This is a genomic window from Mucilaginibacter sp. OK098, from assembly GCF_900142915.1.
Classification (GTDB): Bacteria; Bacteroidota; Bacteroidia; order Sphingobacteriales; family Sphingobacteriaceae; genus Mucilaginibacter.
This window is the reverse complement of sequence record NZ_FRCM01000001.1, coordinates 1,124,979-1,142,334: the sequence shown is the minus strand read 5'-3', so window position 1 is coordinate 1,142,334 and position 17,356 is coordinate 1,124,979. Positions and strand designations below refer to the sequence as shown.

General features: G+C 43.1%; 14 protein-coding genes. 8 read left to right on the top strand and 6 right to left on the bottom strand.

The window, feature by feature from the left end; genetic code table 11:
- Positions 1 to 155: 155 nt before the first annotated feature.
- Positions 156 to 917 (top strand): NYN domain-containing protein, encoded by a 762-nt coding sequence (locus BUE31_RS04675; RefSeq protein ID WP_073400712.1) that lies wholly within the window; start codon positions 156 to 158, stop codon positions 915 to 917.
- A 278-nt stretch (positions 918 to 1,195) separates the two neighbouring features.
- Here the strand turns inward: BUE31_RS04675 and BUE31_RS04670 are convergent, their stop codons facing one another.
- Together BUE31_RS04670 and BUE31_RS04665 are read right to left on the bottom strand one after the other, a co-directional pair.
- Entirely contained in the window at positions 1,196 to 2,140 is a 945-nt protein-coding gene (locus BUE31_RS04670) for a nitrilase family protein (RefSeq protein ID WP_073400710.1), read from the bottom strand.
- A gap of 70 nt (positions 2,141 to 2,210) precedes the next feature.
- Positions 2,211 to 3,020: a helix-turn-helix domain-containing protein gene (locus BUE31_RS04665; RefSeq protein WP_073400708.1), complete on the bottom strand. Its 810-nt coding sequence runs from the start codon at positions 3,018 to 3,020 to the stop codon at positions 2,211 to 2,213.
- A 162-nt stretch (positions 3,021 to 3,182) separates the two neighbouring features.
- Between BUE31_RS04665 and BUE31_RS04660 the strand changes: the two genes are divergently transcribed.
- The 4 genes from BUE31_RS04660 to BUE31_RS04645 all read left to right on the top strand — a co-directional run bounded on the left by BUE31_RS04660 (position 3,183) and on the right by BUE31_RS04645 (position 6,982).
- Positions 3,183 to 3,545 (top strand): hypothetical protein, encoded by a 363-nt coding sequence (locus BUE31_RS04660; RefSeq protein ID WP_073400706.1) that lies wholly within the window; start codon positions 3,183 to 3,185, stop codon positions 3,543 to 3,545.
- A gap of 155 nt (positions 3,546 to 3,700) precedes the next feature.
- Positions 3,701 to 5,053, top strand: coding sequence for a S41 family peptidase (locus BUE31_RS04655; RefSeq protein ID WP_234997751.1), 1,353 nt, complete (start codon positions 3,701 to 3,703; stop codon positions 5,051 to 5,053).
- A 93-nt stretch (positions 5,054 to 5,146) separates the two neighbouring features.
- Positions 5,147 to 5,599, top strand: a complete 453-nt coding sequence (locus tag BUE31_RS04650) for a VOC family protein (RefSeq protein WP_073400702.1) — start codon at positions 5,147 to 5,149, stop codon at positions 5,597 to 5,599.
- 108 nt (positions 5,600 to 5,707) lie between these two features.
- A complete protein-coding gene (locus BUE31_RS04645; RefSeq protein WP_073400700.1) occupies positions 5,708 to 6,982 on the top strand; it encodes an amidohydrolase family protein in 1,275 nt (424 codons plus the stop codon).
- A gap of 308 nt (positions 6,983 to 7,290) precedes the next feature.
- Here the strand turns inward: BUE31_RS04645 and BUE31_RS04640 are convergent, their stop codons facing one another.
- From BUE31_RS04640 to BUE31_RS04630, 3 genes are read right to left on the bottom strand one after another with little or no spacing between them, the layout of a single operon-like run.
- Positions 7,291 to 8,166: a hypothetical protein gene (locus tag BUE31_RS04640; RefSeq protein WP_073400698.1), complete on the bottom strand. Its 876-nt coding sequence runs from the start codon at positions 8,164 to 8,166 to the stop codon at positions 7,291 to 7,293.
- A complete protein-coding gene (locus BUE31_RS04635; protein WP_073400696.1) occupies positions 8,163 to 9,437 on the bottom strand; it encodes a hypothetical protein in 1,275 nt (424 codons plus the stop codon). Before BUE31_RS04635 ends, BUE31_RS04640 begins: the two co-directional genes overlap by 4 nt.
- A gap of 3 nt (positions 9,438 to 9,440) precedes the next feature.
- Positions 9,441 to 11,897, bottom strand: a complete 2,457-nt coding sequence (locus tag BUE31_RS04630) for a caspase family protein (protein WP_073400694.1) — start codon at positions 11,895 to 11,897, stop codon at positions 9,441 to 9,443.
- A 315-nt stretch (positions 11,898 to 12,212) separates the two neighbouring features.
- Here BUE31_RS04630 and BUE31_RS04625 point away from each other — a divergent pair, with 315 nt between their 5' ends.
- The 3 genes from BUE31_RS04625 to BUE31_RS04615 all read left to right on the top strand — a co-directional run bounded on the left by BUE31_RS04625 (position 12,213) and on the right by BUE31_RS04615 (position 16,106).
- Entirely contained in the window at positions 12,213 to 13,235 is a 1,023-nt protein-coding gene (locus BUE31_RS04625) for an LLM class flavin-dependent oxidoreductase (protein WP_073400692.1), read from the top strand.
- Between the two features lie 301 nt (positions 13,236 to 13,536).
- Entirely contained in the window at positions 13,537 to 15,090 is a 1,554-nt protein-coding gene (locus BUE31_RS04620) for a M81 family metallopeptidase (RefSeq protein ID WP_073400690.1), read from the top strand.
- A 128-nt stretch (positions 15,091 to 15,218) separates the two neighbouring features.
- Positions 15,219 to 16,106 (top strand): EamA family transporter, encoded by an 888-nt coding sequence (locus BUE31_RS04615; protein WP_073400688.1) that lies wholly within the window; start codon positions 15,219 to 15,221, stop codon positions 16,104 to 16,106.
- Between the two features lie 430 nt (positions 16,107 to 16,536).
- Here BUE31_RS04615 and BUE31_RS04610 read toward each other — a convergent pair whose 3' ends face one another.
- Positions 16,537 to 17,292 carry an SDR family oxidoreductase gene (locus BUE31_RS04610; RefSeq protein WP_073400686.1) on the bottom strand — a complete coding sequence of 252 codons (756 nt, stop codon included), beginning with the start codon at positions 17,290 to 17,292 and terminating at the stop codon, positions 16,537 to 16,539.
- Positions 17,293 to 17,356: the final 64 nt, after the last annotated feature.

Sequence of the window (17,356 nt, the reverse complement as noted above, 5' to 3'; positions counted from 1 at the left end):
AAAAACCTGATTGCCAGGTTTGAAGAATATCAAAATAATAGAAAGTTGGTTGACAAATAACTTTTTTGGGGTCGGAGTGGAGGATTAAGTGTTATCAATTTGATAGAAAGGTCAAATGAAATTAATAACTTGCACGATAGCCATTTATAGACCTTATGGAAAAGAAAATCGAAAAAATTGCAGTCTTGATTGATGGAGATAATGCACAAGCTAAATTATTAAAAGCAATATTGGAGGAAATTGCAAAATACGGTAAAGTAACCATCAGAAGAATATATGGCGATTGGACACAAACCAACATGAATAGTTGGAAAGACTTGTTAAACGACCTGTCTTTTACTCCTATACAAAAATTCAGCTATACTTCAGGTAAAAACTCAACCGATGGCGCGTTGATTATCGACGCAATGGATATTTTGCATAGCGGTGTGGTAGACGGGTTCTGCATTGTTTCGAGTGATAGTGATTATACCGGCCTGGCTAAAAGGATAAGAGAAGAGGGGGTTTTTGTGATGGGTGTTGGTGAAAAGAAAACCCCAAATGCGTTTGTTCGGTCTTGCGAGGTATTTACATTCAGCGAAAATATCGTTCAGGAAGAAGTTCTTGAAAAAGAGGCCACCACGGCTACATCAACGAAGAATACTGATAAAGCAGCAGAAAAGCAATATCCAAAGGTGGAATTAGATTTGATAGATAAGGCATACTTTATGTCAAACAGGGAGGATGCTGAAACGCTGGTTTCCGCATTGGGAACAAATCTGCGAAAAATTGACCCAAGTTTTGACTCCAGGGCCCATGGCTTTTATAACTTAACAAAACTGCTGGAAAGCTTACCGGAGTACGAGGTGTTAAAAATTGAAATTGGCGGGGTAAAGCATAATGCAACCAAGAGGAAACAGAAGACAGCCAGGAAATAAACCGGATGACCGCCGGTTCAAACGTCCCGCTTGAATTCAGGCAAATGTAAGCGTCTCGCTTACATCAACCCTTTTGCAATGTCGGAAAATAGATGCATATTAAGTGCCAACCCGGAAAGTCCCTGAAAATTATTTATAATGTCAGCGAGACGCTGATCGGCGTTTGGGTTCAAGCGTCCCGCTTGAACCGGCGGTGGGAAAACCAGACCAGCATTGTTGAAAAATCCCAATCTTGCGCCTGGACAGGCGCAAGATTGGGATTTTGACCGCTTCACTTATCACAACCAGGCTATTTTTTGCTCTGAATGATGATCTTTTCCTATGATTTCCTTGTACAATTCAGGTCTGCGGGCTTTTATATACCTATACCCTCCGGCTTTGGATAATTTATCTGCCGATAATTCTGCAATAACCAATTCATTCTCTAACGAACGACATTCCGCTATTACATCTCCGTAGGGATCTATTACCATGGAGCATCCATTTTTTAATTGATCATCATCCATCCCTATCGGATTAGAAAATACAGCATAAATGGCATTGTCGTAAGCACGGGCAGGTAACCATTTCATTAACCACTCCCTGCCTTTTAATCCGTCAAATTCATTTCTGAGAGCTTGCTTGTTCAATTTCTTGTTTAACCAAAGCGAGGCATCAACAAAACCCGCTCCCGGCCTGGAGGATGGTGTGCACATCGTAACATGTGGCATAAAAATAATTTCCGCACCTAACAAGGTTGTCGCCCTTACATTTTCTATCACATTGTTGTCATAACAAATCAGGATTCCACATTTCCAGCCAAACAATTCGAATACAGTATATGAATCGCCCGGCAGAACATGAGGATTAATAAAAGGATGCAGTTTTCTATGCTTAGCTATCAGCCCGGTTTTATCTACACATACCTGGGCTTTAAACAGATTTCCTTGCTCGTCTTTTTCAAACAGCCCGGTTAGTATTGTAATATTGTATTCTTTAGCAATGTTTGTAAGTATGGCAATACTTGGCCCTTGCGGCAAAACTTCTGCCAGGTCCAACATTTGTTCTTTGGAAAGATTCCTTGCAAATGAATAGCCCGTTATTGAACATTCATGAAAAGCAATAACTTGCGCACCCTGTTGAGCCGCCCCGGCAGCTAACTGTTTGATAATACTAAGATTGTAAGATTTATCGCCGCTTTTGTTCTCAAACTGAGCGGTTGCTATTTTCAGATTTTCCTTCATAATTGTTTTTTTATACGCAAAATTAGTCCTTCGGATAATTGCCGTATTGTAAAAAAACGACAATCGGATATTACTGGACCCGCATGAAATTTATGACGGACGGGTTATAGCCCGACTTGTATTGCATGGGTGTTAAACCGGTATTTATTTTAAAATACTTGTTCAAATGGGCCTGATCATAAAATCCATTGGCGTAAATAATTTCAGTAAGGCTTTTATCGGAAGGAATATTTTGAAGGGATTTTAAAAAGAATTGAAATCTTATTGTATCAGCAAATTTTTTTGGTGAGGAGCCGATATAATGGTTGAATTTACGCTCCAATTGCCGCTCAGTAACGGGAAGGATTTTGATCAGATCTTCTATCGAAACCATGCCACGGTTCTGGTAAATGATGTTTACAGCATTTTTTAAATTTTGATCCACCTGCTTAACAGCTGCTAATCTTTTCACCAGGAACAGCTCAAAAAATGAGATAAGCTGATTTATAGAAGTTGCCTCGAGAAGCTGATCCTCAAGATCATAAGCGTCTTGTTTGAAAACATCGGTAAGTTCAACAATAGCGTTATTAAGTTCGGAGGTTGCAACTCCTAAAAGTGCATTGATACCAAATGGCTGCAGAACCACCACCAGCATTGATAGCTTGCCATTTAGAGTTATGTTATTATAATGCGTGATCTGCCCGTAAATAAAACTCCTTGGCTGTAATTGTTCAGATGTGTTTGTATTGTTATTCTGGATTAACGGCGCATCAAAATGAAACACAATGCCTGGATTCCCATCAGAAAAAAAACGATAGCACGAATGTTCGACATCGTTACTATCAACAAACAGATAGTGCTTAACGATGGATTTCAATTCATTCGACGGAGACAGTTGCATTCAATCGGTCTTATTTTGTAAAAATAATACAAATATTAATTTTTTTTCGCCTGGACAGGCATTTTGCTTTGACACAGGAATTTAAGCGGGACGTATGAACGCGCAGAGTGGTCATTTAAGAATAAATGTTTACTTTTAATAAATCATTTAACCTCCCATTCCATGAAAAGAAATATATTGACAACGCTGGCTTTGCTCCTTTGCGTTGGCGCCGCATTCGCTTATTTTGCCGGTATAGATGGCAAATGGTCTGCAATGCTAAAAGGGCCGGATGGCAATGAATTCCCAATAACTTATACTTTTAAGACTGATGGCGCAACGCTCACAGGTACGGTGACGTCGTCGATAGGCAGCTTTGATATTTCGGATGGCATAGTGAAAGGCGACAGCTTATGGTTCACTGCTAACATTAATACCATGAAGATTAAAAACAAAGGCAGATACTACGCCGATGGCGACTCAATAAGCCTGCGGGTGGGTGCCAGATCGACGCATACTACATTGAAACGGGCCCTGGATAAATAAAACGCTTCCCGGCGCGGGTGTGACGCACCGGAACCAAGCGCAAAGGCAAACTTTGTACAACCGGTTTTTTGGATAGATAGCTATAAAATAATCGCGGAATAGTGTAGACATGAAAACCCTGTACGACGACGTAATAGCACGTTTTGAGGATGCGTATGCTAAAACCACCAATTGATCCGTTTATATCGCAATACGCAAGCACTAAAGAACCACAAACCTATCAAACCATGAAAAAAATAACCTTATTCCTTTTAACAATTTCTTTCGCCTGCATGGCGCAGGAAAGGCCGCAGGCAACTGCCGTTGTAATGACGCCGGAACTTACACAGGTAGTGATCGATACGTTGTCAAAAGCATTGATCACTAACTATGTTTTTACAGATAAAGCCCGGGTTATGAGCGAATACCTTAAGGGGCAATTGGCAAAGGGTGCCTACCGGGCTATTAAAGACCCACAGCAGTTCGCAGCGCGGATCTCGGCTGATCTGCAAACTGCCTGCCCTGACCTGCATATGGGTTTTCATTTTGATGCCCGGATGGCGCAAATGGGTGCGCCTCCGCCAATGCGTGCGCCCAACCCGCACCAGGATTCGCTTCGAAATGCCGATATGGCGGAGCGTAATTTTATGTTCACGGCTTCAGAAATTTTACCCGGCAATGTGGGCTACGTAAAATTTAACGGGTTTATGGATGTTAGCCCCGCAGCCAAAGAAACCGTTACAGCGGCTTTCCGCTTTGTACGGCATACCAAAGCATTGATCATCGACCTGCGGGACAACCATGGCGGCAGCCCGCAGATGGTTAAACAGGTGGCCAGTTATTTTTTTGCGGATAGGACACGGGTAAATGATATCATTGTCCCCAACAAGCGTGACACCGCCAAAGGCTGGACGGACCCAACTGCCACCGACGGGCTGATCCTGCGGATGCCGGTGTATGTATTAACCAGCAGCAACACGGTTTCGGCGGCTGAAGACCTGGCCTACGCGATGCAGGCGACAAAAAGGGGAACTATAGCAGGTGAAAAAACAGCAGGCGGCTCCCACCCGGTAGGGCCGGTTTTTTTGGGACATGGCTTTGTGGCGGGCATTCCGTTTGCCCATTCGTATAATATCCATACCGGGACAGAATGGGAGGGCGTAGGGGTTATTCCTGACATTGCACTTAATGCGGATGCATCGCTGGAAGATGTCACTTCAACTTTATTCCCGAACTCCTGGGCTGCAAATCAGCATAAAGCCGTTGACCGGCCGGTAGACCCCCAGGCTGTGCAAGCCTACCTTGGCACTTATGAGGGCGGGCTAAAGTTTTATGTAAAGGAGGGCGCCCTGTATTGTGAAAACCCGGAACGGGGAAACCAGGTTTTTAAATTGCGTTATATCTCGCCCGGGTATTTCCAGCTGGACGAAAACGTACAGATTAAATTCGGCCAGCAACAAGGGGGCGCTTCAGGGATGCAGTTTTACTGGAGCAACGGTGGCATATCTTTTAAACAAAAGATCCAATAAAAAGATTTAAAATTTATGGCAGCGCAGGGTCCCCGTGCCGGAGACCCTGTGATAACGAAATAGAAAGATTTTAATTCATAAGGAAATAAAACTATGGCAGAAAACAAATTAATAAGAATGGACAATATGGGCATTGTTGTGGAATCCCTCGATAACGCCATTTCTTTTTTTACAGAGATAGGCCTGAAGCTTGAAGGACGGGGTATAGTGGAAAGTGAATGGGCCGGTCGCATTACCGGACTGGGTTCTCAGCGCGTAGAAATTGCAATGATGGTTACTCCGGATGGACATAGCCGGCTTGAGATTTCGCGGTTTGTTACCCCGGCTGTAATTTCAGATCACCGTACAGCCCCGGTGAACGCGCTTGGCTATCTGCGTGTCATGTTCACTGTTGAAGACATCGACGAGATGGTGTCGAGGCTCATCAAGCACGGCGCTCAGCTTGTAGGCGAAGTGGTTCAGTATGAGAACTCGTACCGGCTCTGCTACATTCGTGGAACCGAGGGGCTTCTTATCGGTTTGGCGGAGGAACTTGGTAATAAATGAGTTTCGGATATCCGTTTCTACAGACTTGCGTGAGGGGCAAACATGCCGCTGTTTACCGGATAATAATTGGTAAATTGCCTTTATGTTTAATCACCCAAGCCTACAAGTATGAAATTTTATCCTGGTTATATCTTGCTCTTTTGTTTGATTCCCTGGTTTTCTTATGCGCAGTTTAAACCAAAAGTTTTAGTACTTAATGACGCAACGATAATTGATGCCGGGCATCCGGTCCCAGCCATGCATCAAACCGTTGTGATTATGGATGGGCGAATTACCAGGGTTTTTCCGACAGGAACCATGGCGTTTCCTGATTCAGCTGTTGTAATTAGTTTAAAGGGTAAATATCTGCTTCCCGGGTTGATTGATAGTCATGTGCATATGGCTACCGACCCAGGCGGTACTGACAACCGGGCACATACGTTAGAAGTATTAAGGCAAATGCTTTACAGCGGCATAACAACAGTTCGGGATATGGCGGGCGATGCAAGGATATTGGCCGAGCTTGGCCGTGATGCCAATGAAGGGGAAATAACATCACCGGGAATTTACTATTCTGCATTGATGGCAGGGCCCTCATTTTTTAGTGATCCAAGAACACAAGCAGCAACTAAAGGTGGTATACCGGGAAACATGGCCTATATGAAAGCCATAACTGATACTACTTACCTACCGTTGGCGGTTGCCCAGGCAAAGGGATGCGGAGCCAGCGGCATTAAATTATACGCGAATCTTTCCGGTGTATTAGCCTGGAAAATTATAGATGAAGCAAAAAGACAAAACATACCGGTGTGGTCGCATGCATGGTTGCAGGGTGCAAAGCCTTCCGACCTTGTTAGTGCCGGCTGCATTTCTATTTCACATGCACCGTTGCTGATCTATGAGAAAGTTGATAAGGTGCCTGATTTTTGGAAGAAAAACCATCATGATGCTGCTTTTTGGGATAAAGCGGTACCTGCGCTTGATGAATTGTTCAATGAGATGAAACAACATCATACCGTATTCGACGCAACGTTGCTGACTTATAAAAAATGGGCAGCCAGTGACACGTCCATGCAATGGGACTATGAGATTGCCAAACGAATTACCTCCCACGCTTATAGAGCTGGGGTAGCTATTTGCGCCGGTACCGATGATGATCAGGAACAATTTGTACAGGACGAAATGCGTGTGCTTATAACCGATGCTTCATTCAGTCCTTTTGACGCCATTGTGGCGGCGACAAAAAACAGTGCGGCTGCATTACACCTGGAAGCAGTAAAAGGAAGCATCAGTCCAAATATGGATGCAGATTTATTGGTGCTTTCACGCAATCCGTTAAATGACATAGGCAACATTAAATCGGTTAAAATGGTGATTAAAGGAGGTCGCATTTATCAAAAATGACAGGGTGTCCGTTTTTAACTTCAGATTACTATGCCTGGAGACTGTGTCTTCAAGCACGGAATACATGGTGGCATTTGCCATGATATAGTTTTATAATTGGCTGTATCTGTCAAATTTTGGCAGTTTAGATATTGTAGGCGCAGGCGATGTTGCTACATAGCACGCGTGCTACCTAAACGCGGCGCACGTAGCCCACCTCTTTTGGCCGGCCGGATACTCGCGGCAGAATAGGGAGAGCTCGACAATTTAAGTATTGTCCTTATAGATATATTTTAAGATTAGAATCTTGCCTTTATTTTATAATCGTTTTATTGTGCTGTCACCGCTTTTTTATCTAATTTACTCAAAAGCGACCTGACATTTTCCTGGTCAATAGAACCAAAAAAGGTATTTAAAAAACCTAGTAGTTCCGACACCTGAGCCTTTCGATTTTTTTGATCCCTATAACTGGGTTCAAATCCTCCACCATAAATTAGGGTGATGTTTTGAATATCGGATGATTTAACTCTGACCACTTTAAACGTAGTTAATTTGTTTCTCTCTTTTCTTCGGTTGTCCACATAAAAAAGAGTAATATCCGTGGTGAAATACGAAAAGGGATCTCTCCGTTTTGAGACAAGAGGCGCGCAACTTACTTCAAAAAACATAACTTGCCGCCTACTGTCAATTATTGGCCTTAATTGTTCGCTAATCTCTTCATCCGCGGCCCTCACTTCAAAATATCCTTTAGTCGTGTCTTTAAAACTTGCGTAGTCGACCTGAATTTTTCTTCTGCCGACAATTAGCATTGCGTTACTGTCTGTGTCAAACCGGAAGAAGTATCGGGCAAGGTCATCGCCATTTCTAGGTTCTTCACCCATGTGAGCGACTGGTATGTGTGTCGAGGTAGTCCAAACATATTCATGGATCTTTCTTACGATTTTATTCCACCAGTGATTATGTTCAGGCTCCCTAAGATTTGTGATAAAAGCGTATTTATTATTTATAGTTTTACAGATTATTAACACTGAATCTGCTGTGAAAATCACTTTGTCGGATAAGTTAAAAACGTCTCCTTTTTTGATTGCCTGCGTTTTTCCGCTAAGCTTTGCACTGCCTTGCAATACAGATTCAACTTTGCAAGGCTGTGGATAAACTGACATCGTGATGAAATCTAAAATAATAATTAAGACTATCTTTTTCATGAATGTAAAACAGGTTTTTTAAGGTATTTAGTTGAGCGTTTATGTATATATGCAATTGCGGTGACTAATATGGTTCCAACTACAACGTCTAAACTGGAGTTGAAGAGAAAATAGTTGAGAAACGAGGCAATCCAGATCAATAGTATGGAAACCGATACTTCAATTGCAAAGCGTCCGTTCATGCTTCTTAGCCATCGGTGATAAGGTCTAAGCCGCTTATTATTCTTTAAATAGATTTCTATATATATAACTGAAGTAAAGAAGGAGAGCATCAGCAGGATATTGAAGAGCGTTATTTTGTTCCGCTCCATTTGCAGCGCAATAAAAACGTTAAATATTACTAACGGGCCGGGCATATTCTCGGCCATCGTTTTGTGCAAATCATTTTTAAAATCACCAATGACAATGAGTTTTTTTCGCGACAGTTTCTTTAGTGATCTGGAGTCAGACACGTCGGTAAGCAGGGCGTCTATTTTAAAGTAATCTATATTACGGTTGCCGCTTATATTATTTTGGGTGGTGTAGCCCTCATAAGATGGTTCGAGAAGTGCATCGCGATCAATGTAGGGACAAATTTCAATCGTATTTAAATAGTAGGCATTATTCGATTGATAATAAAATCCTCGAGGCACTATATGTCTTTCATTATAGCTTTCAAATAAAACGAGAGGCAGTGTATATGCATTAGATTGGCTTACAGGTCGATAGCTGAGTTCGTTTGATGAAAAATCTAACAGCGATCCGCTTGTAATATCAATCCCGGATGGAGCGGCTACACCTGCCCGTAAAATATTGGGGACTGTTTTACCGTCATCATCGAGTAAAGCCGAAAAAAAATGGGGGAACTCTTTTATCGCCTTTTCCAGTTCGGAATCAGACTGTGATTTTTTATTAAAATAAAGATCGCAAATAATGTAACAACTATCCGGCACGCAGTTGTTTTTAAGGAGTTTAAAAAGCTTTATAAGGGCTTTTCTATCAGAGATTGCGTAGTTTGCTGACGAATTGCTATTCTCAATCACTTCAAGCCGTTCTGAAACGTCAACAAAGAGAAGCTGCGTCTTATCAAACGGCAACGCCTCATCTCTTAGCGTCACTGCGTTAATTAGGTGCACAATTTTAAAAAATGATTCATTTAAAGCAAGATGCAAACCGGAATAGTTCCATATCAGCAGGCAGGTAAATAAGATAACGGAATAGCAAATCGATATGAAAAGACGAGCGACCTTTCTTTTCTTTAAAAAACCAAAAATATTTCTTTTACGCTCCATAATTTATTTTTTTCTAAAAATAAATTGCCCACCGTCGTGGCCATCCCATCCAAAATTGCTCAATATCGGTGTAGTTCCCATAGCATTTCTGACGGGTAAGCTGATTTCAGCCATCAGGTCAACGGCCATTATATTCCCCCTTGAATCGTCTTCAAGAACTTTTATTATCTGGTCAACAAAAAAGCCGTCGCCACGCGAGTCACCCCAATTTGAACTTGTCATTATCTGCCTGCTTTTAAATCTATTGGTCATCTTTTCATCCGGAGTCAACTCACGATGGCTCCCCATCATAGCGGCTCCCATACAAGCGTCTGCTATTATCAGAACGTGTCTCGCATTGCTATGGGAAAGTATCTTATCTAACTTTATATTGGATATGTATCTGTTTGTATCAGTGGATTTCCCCGGTATCCAAAAGCCTATATTTGTGCCCTCTTTGTTTTGGAGAGCGGTTCCATGTCCTGCATAGAATATCAGGAGGTCATCCTGGTCTGTCAAAGACTGAACCTTAGTTGTTAACTTAAATGTGATGTCTTCGTATGGCGAATCAAACACTTCCCTAATGTTTGATTTCTTAAACCCGTATTTTTCGATCAATACATTTTCCAGCTTCTTAGCCTCAACAACGCTTACGTGTAAGTCGGGTAAACCGGGTAAGTCGTAGTACATACTACAGGCTATGATTATGGCGTGAAATGTCTGCTTCTTCTCGGAAATCTCGCGAATCTGTTCAGGTAAATAGTCCACGCCTCTGTCACTTTTCTGGATTTTGAATACCTGGGAAGAGATATTGCCTTTATTGTCCGATGCCTTAATGGTGATGTCAATTCCGGTAAGCGACATATAGGTCCCAAAGAAGCCTTCTGAGTTAACTCCTCCTATGTCGTTGCCATTAATTTTAATCCATTTAACTCCTGAAATATCTTTACAAACACCGCTGACGTAAAAAGGCGTGTTTTTAGTCTTATCGACCGAGTTTAACTTTCTTAACGAATCTACGGTAGTCTTTAGAAGAGTAATTGCTGGACCGACGCTATCCGTATCCCTTTCAGCTTGCATTCGCTTAACAAGGGAGTCAATCTTGACTGTGACGTTTTGTATAAGAGGGTTAATGAGCTGAGCTTTCCTATAATACGTTAACGCCATTTCTTCCTCGCCAGCTTGGCCGTAAACCCACCCCGCTTTAGCCAATACATTCGCATAACCAGTTTCCACCATTGGAATGTCCTTATTGGTATCAGCCAAAATGAAATCTTCCTGTTCTCTGGACAATTTCAAGAGCACCTTAAGGGCGTCTCCATATTTTTTTTCTGGTAAAAATTGAACGCCAGCTATTATATAGCTCCTTTCGCGGTTCGACAATGAATCTTCCCAATGATGATCCTTAAGGTATTTATAATTAAGTTGCGCCGCCTTGAATTTATTATTGTCGATGTTAATAATAGCCTGGATCGTAGTGCTTCTAACCGGGGTTTCTGCGAAAAACGCCTCAGCATCTTTTATCGCTGAGTCATACATGCCCATTGCTTGATGTAATGCACATTTGTACATCTTTGCATCCAAGTAGTGATTACTCATTGAGATAGCTTTAGTAATATCAACTAAAGCTTCGTCATATTTTTTTAGAGCGGAAAATGATACAGCTCTGGATAAATACGCAAGTGTATCTTTTGGGCTAAGTAAAATTGCATTCGAAAAGCTTTTTATGGCGGATGAATAGTTTTTAATGGCATAATAATCGTCGCCTTGCCTCATTAGTAACCACTTCCTGTTTGAGTCAATTGAAAGTGAGCGTTCAATATCATTCAATGCTAATGGATATTCGCCTATGCCCTCTAACGATACGCTTCTTATAGAGAGTGCATAAAGGTCTTCAGGAATTAGTTTTAAAGCCTTATCGCAGTCTGCAATTGCCTCCTTGTGCCGCTTCAGCCAAGAATAACAATCCGCTCTGTGGTTTAGTGACGAAACATACATGGTAAAATTATCCACTCCGCCGTCTTGCGTGTTTATATCTCCTTGCTCATTATTAATAACATATTGTTTTTGTATTTTACCTTGTTCTGGCATCAGTGAAAAAAAAGCCGTAAAGTCGACAATCCCTTTTTCATATTGACGGGTTGAAGTATACAATGTCGCCCTCGAATACAGCCATGCTGGATTTTGAGAATCAATAGCTATGAGCGTGGTATAGTCCGCCATGCACGAATCAATATAATAATATTTGCCATTGTGATATTCAGCGTAGGCCGACGCTCGGTTTGCCAATACCGCAATATAATCTCTATCATAAGGGCGATCTTTTCCCTCATAAAAGGCTAGGAATTTGTTATAGTTGTCAATTGCTTCCTTAATTTTACCATTCTTTTGAAGATCAATTCCCTTAAAAGCCAACTTTCTGGGTTGGGAGTAAGATGTCAAAAACAAGGCTATAAATAATAGAGGAAGTAGAATTTTCATTGTTTGTCGGTTTAAGTTTAAAACAGTTAAATATATGTTTTTTAAAACCAGAATTGATAACACTAACCTTATTTTTTAATCCCGTTTCTGGAGCGAATGTGTAGCCCCGGCCTAAAGAGGTGGAGCATTCGTGACATCGCTGCCAGGTATTGAACTATTCATGCCATTCCACAATACCATTAAATTGCAGATAGCCGTTCGACGCAGATACCCGATGCATCGCGTTTCTACTTAACCTGAAAACCATTATTACTAAGCGGTGACCTGCACGGAGCGTCCGGATGCTTACATTTGCTGATAATAATTAAACTAATGATGAAGAAAATAGGATTTTTATCATTCGGACACTGGTCTGACCATCCTTCGTATCAAACCCGTAACGCAGGAGATATCTTGCTACAATCTATTGATCTGGCTGTTGCCGCGGAAGAAATTGGCTTGGATGGTGCGTATTTCCGGGTTCATCATTTTGCGCGCCAATTGGCGTCGCCGTTTCCCCTGCTTTCCGCTATCGGGGCCAAAACCGGCAAAATAGAGATCGGGACCGGTGTAATTGATATGCGCTATGAAAATCCTCTATATATGGTGGAAGATGCCGGCGCTGCCGACCTGATTTCCGGTGGGCGTTTACAATTAGGCATCAGCCGTGGTTCGCCGGAGCAAGTGATTGAAGGTTGGCGCTATTTCGGTTATGAACCTGCCGGAGGGGAAACCGATGCAGATATGGGACGGCAAAAGGCTTTGGAATTTTTGGATAAATTAAAAGGCGCCGGATTTGCCGAGCCTAACCCTCATCCGATGTTTCCGAATCCGCCAGGCTTGTTACGCCTGGAGCCGCATTCTGACGGATTGCGTGAACGCATCTGGTGGGGAGCTGCCTCTAATGCAACTGCGGTTTGGGCGGCCGAAAATGGTATGCACCTGCAAAGTTCCACCTTAAAATTTGACGAAAACGGCAAACCTTTCCATATCCAGCAGGCCGAACAAATTAGATTGTACAAAGAAGCCTGGAAAAAAGCAGGGCATCAGCGCGAACCGAGGGTTTCAGTAAGCCGCTCCATTTTTGCACTGGTAACTGAGCAGGATAGATATTACTTTGGTCAGCAAGCAAAAGGGGCTGATAGTTTTGGGTACATTGAGGCTAATCAGCGGGCAGTGTTTGGAAAGAGTTATGCAGCCGAACCCGATCAGCTCATCAAACAATTAGCACAAGACGAAGCGATACAAGAAGCGGATACGGTGTTGTTGACCATACCGAACACATTGGGCGTTGATTACAATATTCATGTGCTATCTGCTATTTTGGAGCATGTTGCTCCTGCACTGGGTTGGCGATAAATAAGTACAGCGAGACGGTTAAAAAAACGGGGGACATAAAGGAAGCCTCCTATAGCGCGGGTAGAGATGCATTAATAAATCCTACTGTCCGGTTTTATTAATGCATCTCAATTGTCGTGGACGAGACAGAAGTGCTAATTTTATATCATTTGATTATCAGTTATTTACTGATTTGTTAAAAGTAAACGTACTGATAATGAGCGTGTTTTATTGCGTTCCGGGTGTTCCGCCTGAAAAAATGGAACGCTAAACCTGATTTACCTATTTTTGATCATACAGATTCACCGTTAATCCTTCACCTATGAAACAATTTTCTCTTTTGTTGATCTTATGCGTGGCAACATCGCTGGCCAGCGCACAAACTAATATACCGGTTAAACATCTGCCGCGGATTGCTATTGCAGGGTTGGGGATCGAATCGAGCACCTTTTCACCGGCGCTAACGGACGAGGCCGCGTTTCACGCTAAATATGGTGATGCTATTTTCTCGATTTATCCTTTCTGGGCTCCTGATTCAGCCATTCGCAAGGCGGCGGTATGGGTTCCGACAATAGACGGCCACGCCTTACCGGGGGGAGCCGTTAGCAGGGAGGCTTATGAATCGCTGGTTGGGAAAACCCTGGCGGCTCTTCAAAAAAATGGCCCATACGATGGTTTATTTTATGATATCCACGGGGCAATGAGCGTGGTCGGCCTGGATGATCCTGAGGGAGATTTCTTAGTGAGGATAAGAAAAGTGATTGGTAAGAGGACAATTGTTTCAACTGCAATGGATCTGCATGGCAACGTGTCGTGGCGACTGGCTGAAAACAGCGACCTGATTACCTGTTACCGCATGGCGCCGCATGAAGACGCGCTCCAAACCAAACGCCGCGCTGTGACTAACCTGATCGACCGGCTTGAAAGCGGAAAAGGCAAACCGGCTTACAAGGCCTATATAGCGGTCCCAATTCTGTTGCCTGGTGAAAAGACCAGCACCAGGATTGAGCCGGGCAAAAGCCTGTATGAGAAAGTATGGCCGGCAGCTAAACAGGAAGGTATTGTGGATGCGGCGATATGGATTGGTTACGCCTGGGCTGATGAACCACGGAACCATGCGGTAGTGATGGTTACCGGTGATGACAAAGCCAAAGTGGCCAGCACAGCTGAGTACCTGGCTAAAAGCTTCTGGGATGTGCGAAACGAGTTTGAGTTTGTTGCGCCCACTGGCAATTTAAAGGAATGCCTGGATAAGGCGATCGCAAGCACTAAACATCCTTTTTACATCAGCGATTCCGGCGATAATCCGACAGCCGGGGGCGCAGGTGATGTGACATGGACCTTAACACAAATATTGAAACGGCCGGAATTTAAAACGGATCAGGGTCCGTCGCTGATCTATGCCTCCATCCCGGGTCCTGAACTCATTAAAATGGCAATAGCGGCCGGTATAGGTGGCCATGTGGACGGCTATGCGGGTGCGAAAGTAGACGCCAGGCTTGCGCCGCCTGTACACATCACCGGCACAGTAGAGTCGATTGTAAAAGGTGATATGGACGCAGAAGTGGAGGCGTCAATAAAAATGGGAAGTGTGCACATTATCGTGACCCAAAAAAGGAAGCCATATCACCATGAAAAGGATTTTACAAAACTGGGCCTTAATCCAAGGACTGCCGATATTGTGGTGGTGAAGATCGGTTACCTTGAACCTGAGCTATTTGCCATGCGTGCTGATTGGCTCTTGGCATTAACACCAGGCGGGGTAGACCAGGATATTGAGCATTTACCCTATAAAAGATTAACGCGGCCCATTTTTCCATTAGATCACAATATGAAAGAACCTGACCTGAAGGCTAAATTTGTGCCTTCGCTGTAATTTTAATTTAAATGAAACGCTGAAACAGGAAAGAGCATTATTTCATATCTAATTGCTTTATGAACTGACTTTAAACTGACATCTGTTGCCGTTGAAATCATTATTTTCCGCAGCAAAACATTCTTAAAATGAAGAATAAAAAAGGTCTTGAATTTCCGGCGGTGCTGGGCGTACTATTGGCTATAGCCAGTTTCCAGGGTGGCGCGGCTATTGCAAAAGGCCTTTTTCCTGTGCTGGGTGCGGCTGCAACATCTTCGTTAAGAATAGTTTTGTCAGCCATTATCCTGGTTGTTTTTAACCGGCCCAACCTGCGAAATTTAACAACCGCGCAATGGAAAGCTGTTGCCTTGTACGGCTTGACATTAGGGACAATGAATACCGTTTTTTACATGGCAATAGCCCGCATACCGCTTGGTTTGGGTGTTGCCCTTGAGTTTATAGGCCCCCTGGTGCTCGCTCTGACCGGTTCCAGACGTATAATAGATTTTTTATGGGTGCTGCTTGCTGCCATAGGGATTGCACTTATTGCACCATGGAGCAATAAGGGTTTAGATATTACCGGTGTACTACTAGCCTTGCTTGCAGGCGCACTTTGGGCAGCCTATATTTTACTGGGCGGTCGTATATCTCAAATAATGGATGGAGGAAAAGCCGTTACCATTGGGATGATTTTTGCATCTATCCTGGTGTTGCCAGTAGCTATAGGCAATGGATTGTTTGTCCACCTCAGGCCTGTGATGCTGCTGCCGGGGCTTGCGCTGGCCCTGCTCTCAAGCGCCATCCCTTTTACCCTTGAGATGCATGCGCTGCGGAAAATCCCTGCAAAAACGTTTAGTATTTTAATGAGTTTGGAACCAGCCGTGGCCGCATTTTCCGGTCTCCTTTTTCTGCATGAATACTTATCTTTTCACGAATGGCTTGCGGTAGCATTGGTTATTGTTGCAAGTGCGGGAGTTACACTAACAGGAAGAAAAAACGCGCACACTGCGGGTGATGGCTCTTTACGCGATATTTAACCGCTGTTTTTAATTTCTTGTATTAATATAGCTTGAATAAGCTGCCTGTCCAAGCAAAATGTTTGAACAGGCGGGTGGTTGACATGGGTACAACGATTACAACAAATTTAAGCGATTGCAGCCGTTAATGTGATGATAGTGTTTTGTCAGCAATGTAAATTCATTACAGGCCTAAAATAAATGTAAACCTTTTTCATGACACGATAGGAGCGCTTATTGTATGTTGTTTGATTATCAATTAGTTGCAGATTTGTTAAAAGTAAATCACCTGATAATGAGCGTGTTTCACAATGTTCCGGGTGTTCCGCTGTAAAAATGGAACGCCTGGAACGGCTGTTAATGCAAAATGCTTGAATGGTCAGAATGCAAAAGCCTGATCCGCTTTTGCGGACCAGGCTTTTTGTTTATATATTGAGGCTCGATTATGTCCTTACCGCTGATTCTCAGGTTTCGAAATCCAATCCGCGTAATGGGTTTTACCCAGGAAAACAGCAGCTTCCGGCACCAAAGTATCTACAGTAAGCGGCGCTCCTGAATATAAGGCATGGGGATCAGATCCTACTTCGTAGTTTTGATGAGTTGCCTGCAAATATTGCGTTACCCATACCGCTATGCCGAATTTTTCAGGGCCGCCTATTTCCAGGGTTTTATTGACAGGTTTTTCCAATGCCTTTTCGGCCACAAAAGATGCAACGTCTTTGCTCGCGATGGGCTGAATATTTGCCGCGGGCACTATCACTTTTCCATTAGCCATACTCATTTGAGTGATACCTCCTGCAAACTCAAAGAACTGTGTTGCGTGAACAATGGTATAAGGAATTCCTGATGCCCTGATCAATTCTTCCTGCACTTGTTTCGCGCGGAAATAACCGCTGGCCAGTAATTTTTGAGTGCCTACTACCGATAAAGCAATATGATGCTGCACGCCTGCCGCCTTTTCGGCAGGTAACAGATTTTCGTTTGCGGTTTTGAAAAAATTCATCACCGCATTGTCTTCAAATGAAGGTGAATTGGACACATCCACCACTACATGAGCGCCCTGCAATACTTCGGTTAAACCTTCGCCGGTAAGTGTGTTGACACCGTTGTTGGGTGAAGCGGCAATCACCTCGTGTCCTGAGTTCTGCAATTGATTTACCACCTGGCTACCAATAAGGCCGGTACCGCCGATAACAACTATTTTCATGATTTGCATTATTTAAGGTTATTTTAATAATACAAAGTTGAAAATTGCCCGGCAGGGAAAACTT

Excerpts from the sequence above, each read along its gene's own strand:
- BUE31_RS04630 (WP_073400694.1), bottom strand. The coding sequence starts at position 11,897 with ATGAAAATTCTACTTCCTCTATTATTTATAGCCTTGTTTTTGACATCT.
- BUE31_RS04675 (WP_073400712.1), top strand. The coding sequence starts at position 156 with ATGGAAAAGAAAATCGAAAAAATTGCAGTCTTGATTGATGGAGATAAT.
- BUE31_RS04635 (WP_073400696.1), bottom strand. The coding sequence starts at position 9,437 with ATGGAGCGTAAAAGAAATATTTTTGGTTTTTTAAAGAAAAGAAAGGTC.
- BUE31_RS04670 (WP_073400710.1), bottom strand. The coding sequence starts at position 2,140 with ATGAAGGAAAATCTGAAAATAGCAACCGCTCAGTTTGAGAACAAAAGC.
- BUE31_RS04660 (WP_073400706.1), top strand. The coding sequence starts at position 3,183 with ATGAAAAGAAATATATTGACAACGCTGGCTTTGCTCCTTTGCGTTGGC.
- BUE31_RS04665 (WP_073400708.1), bottom strand. The coding sequence starts at position 3,020 with ATGCAACTGTCTCCGTCGAATGAATTGAAATCCATCGTTAAGCACTAT.
- BUE31_RS04650 (WP_073400702.1), top strand. The coding sequence starts at position 5,147 with ATGGCAGAAAACAAATTAATAAGAATGGACAATATGGGCATTGTTGTG.
- BUE31_RS04625 (WP_073400692.1), top strand. The coding sequence starts at position 12,213 with ATGAAGAAAATAGGATTTTTATCATTCGGACACTGGTCTGACCATCCT.
- BUE31_RS04615 (WP_073400688.1), top strand. The coding sequence starts at position 15,219 with ATGAAGAATAAAAAAGGTCTTGAATTTCCGGCGGTGCTGGGCGTACTA.
- BUE31_RS04655 (WP_234997751.1), top strand. The coding sequence starts at position 3,701 with ATGCTAAAACCACCAATTGATCCGTTTATATCGCAATACGCAAGCACT.
- BUE31_RS04645 (WP_073400700.1), top strand. The coding sequence starts at position 5,708 with ATGAAATTTTATCCTGGTTATATCTTGCTCTTTTGTTTGATTCCCTGG.
- BUE31_RS04640 (WP_073400698.1), bottom strand. The coding sequence starts at position 8,166 with ATGAAAAAGATAGTCTTAATTATTATTTTAGATTTCATCACGATGTCA.
- BUE31_RS04620 (WP_073400690.1), top strand. The coding sequence starts at position 13,537 with ATGAAACAATTTTCTCTTTTGTTGATCTTATGCGTGGCAACATCGCTG.
- BUE31_RS04610 (WP_073400686.1), bottom strand. The coding sequence starts at position 17,292 with ATGAAAATAGTTGTTATCGGCGGTACCGGCCTTATTGGTAGCCAGGTG.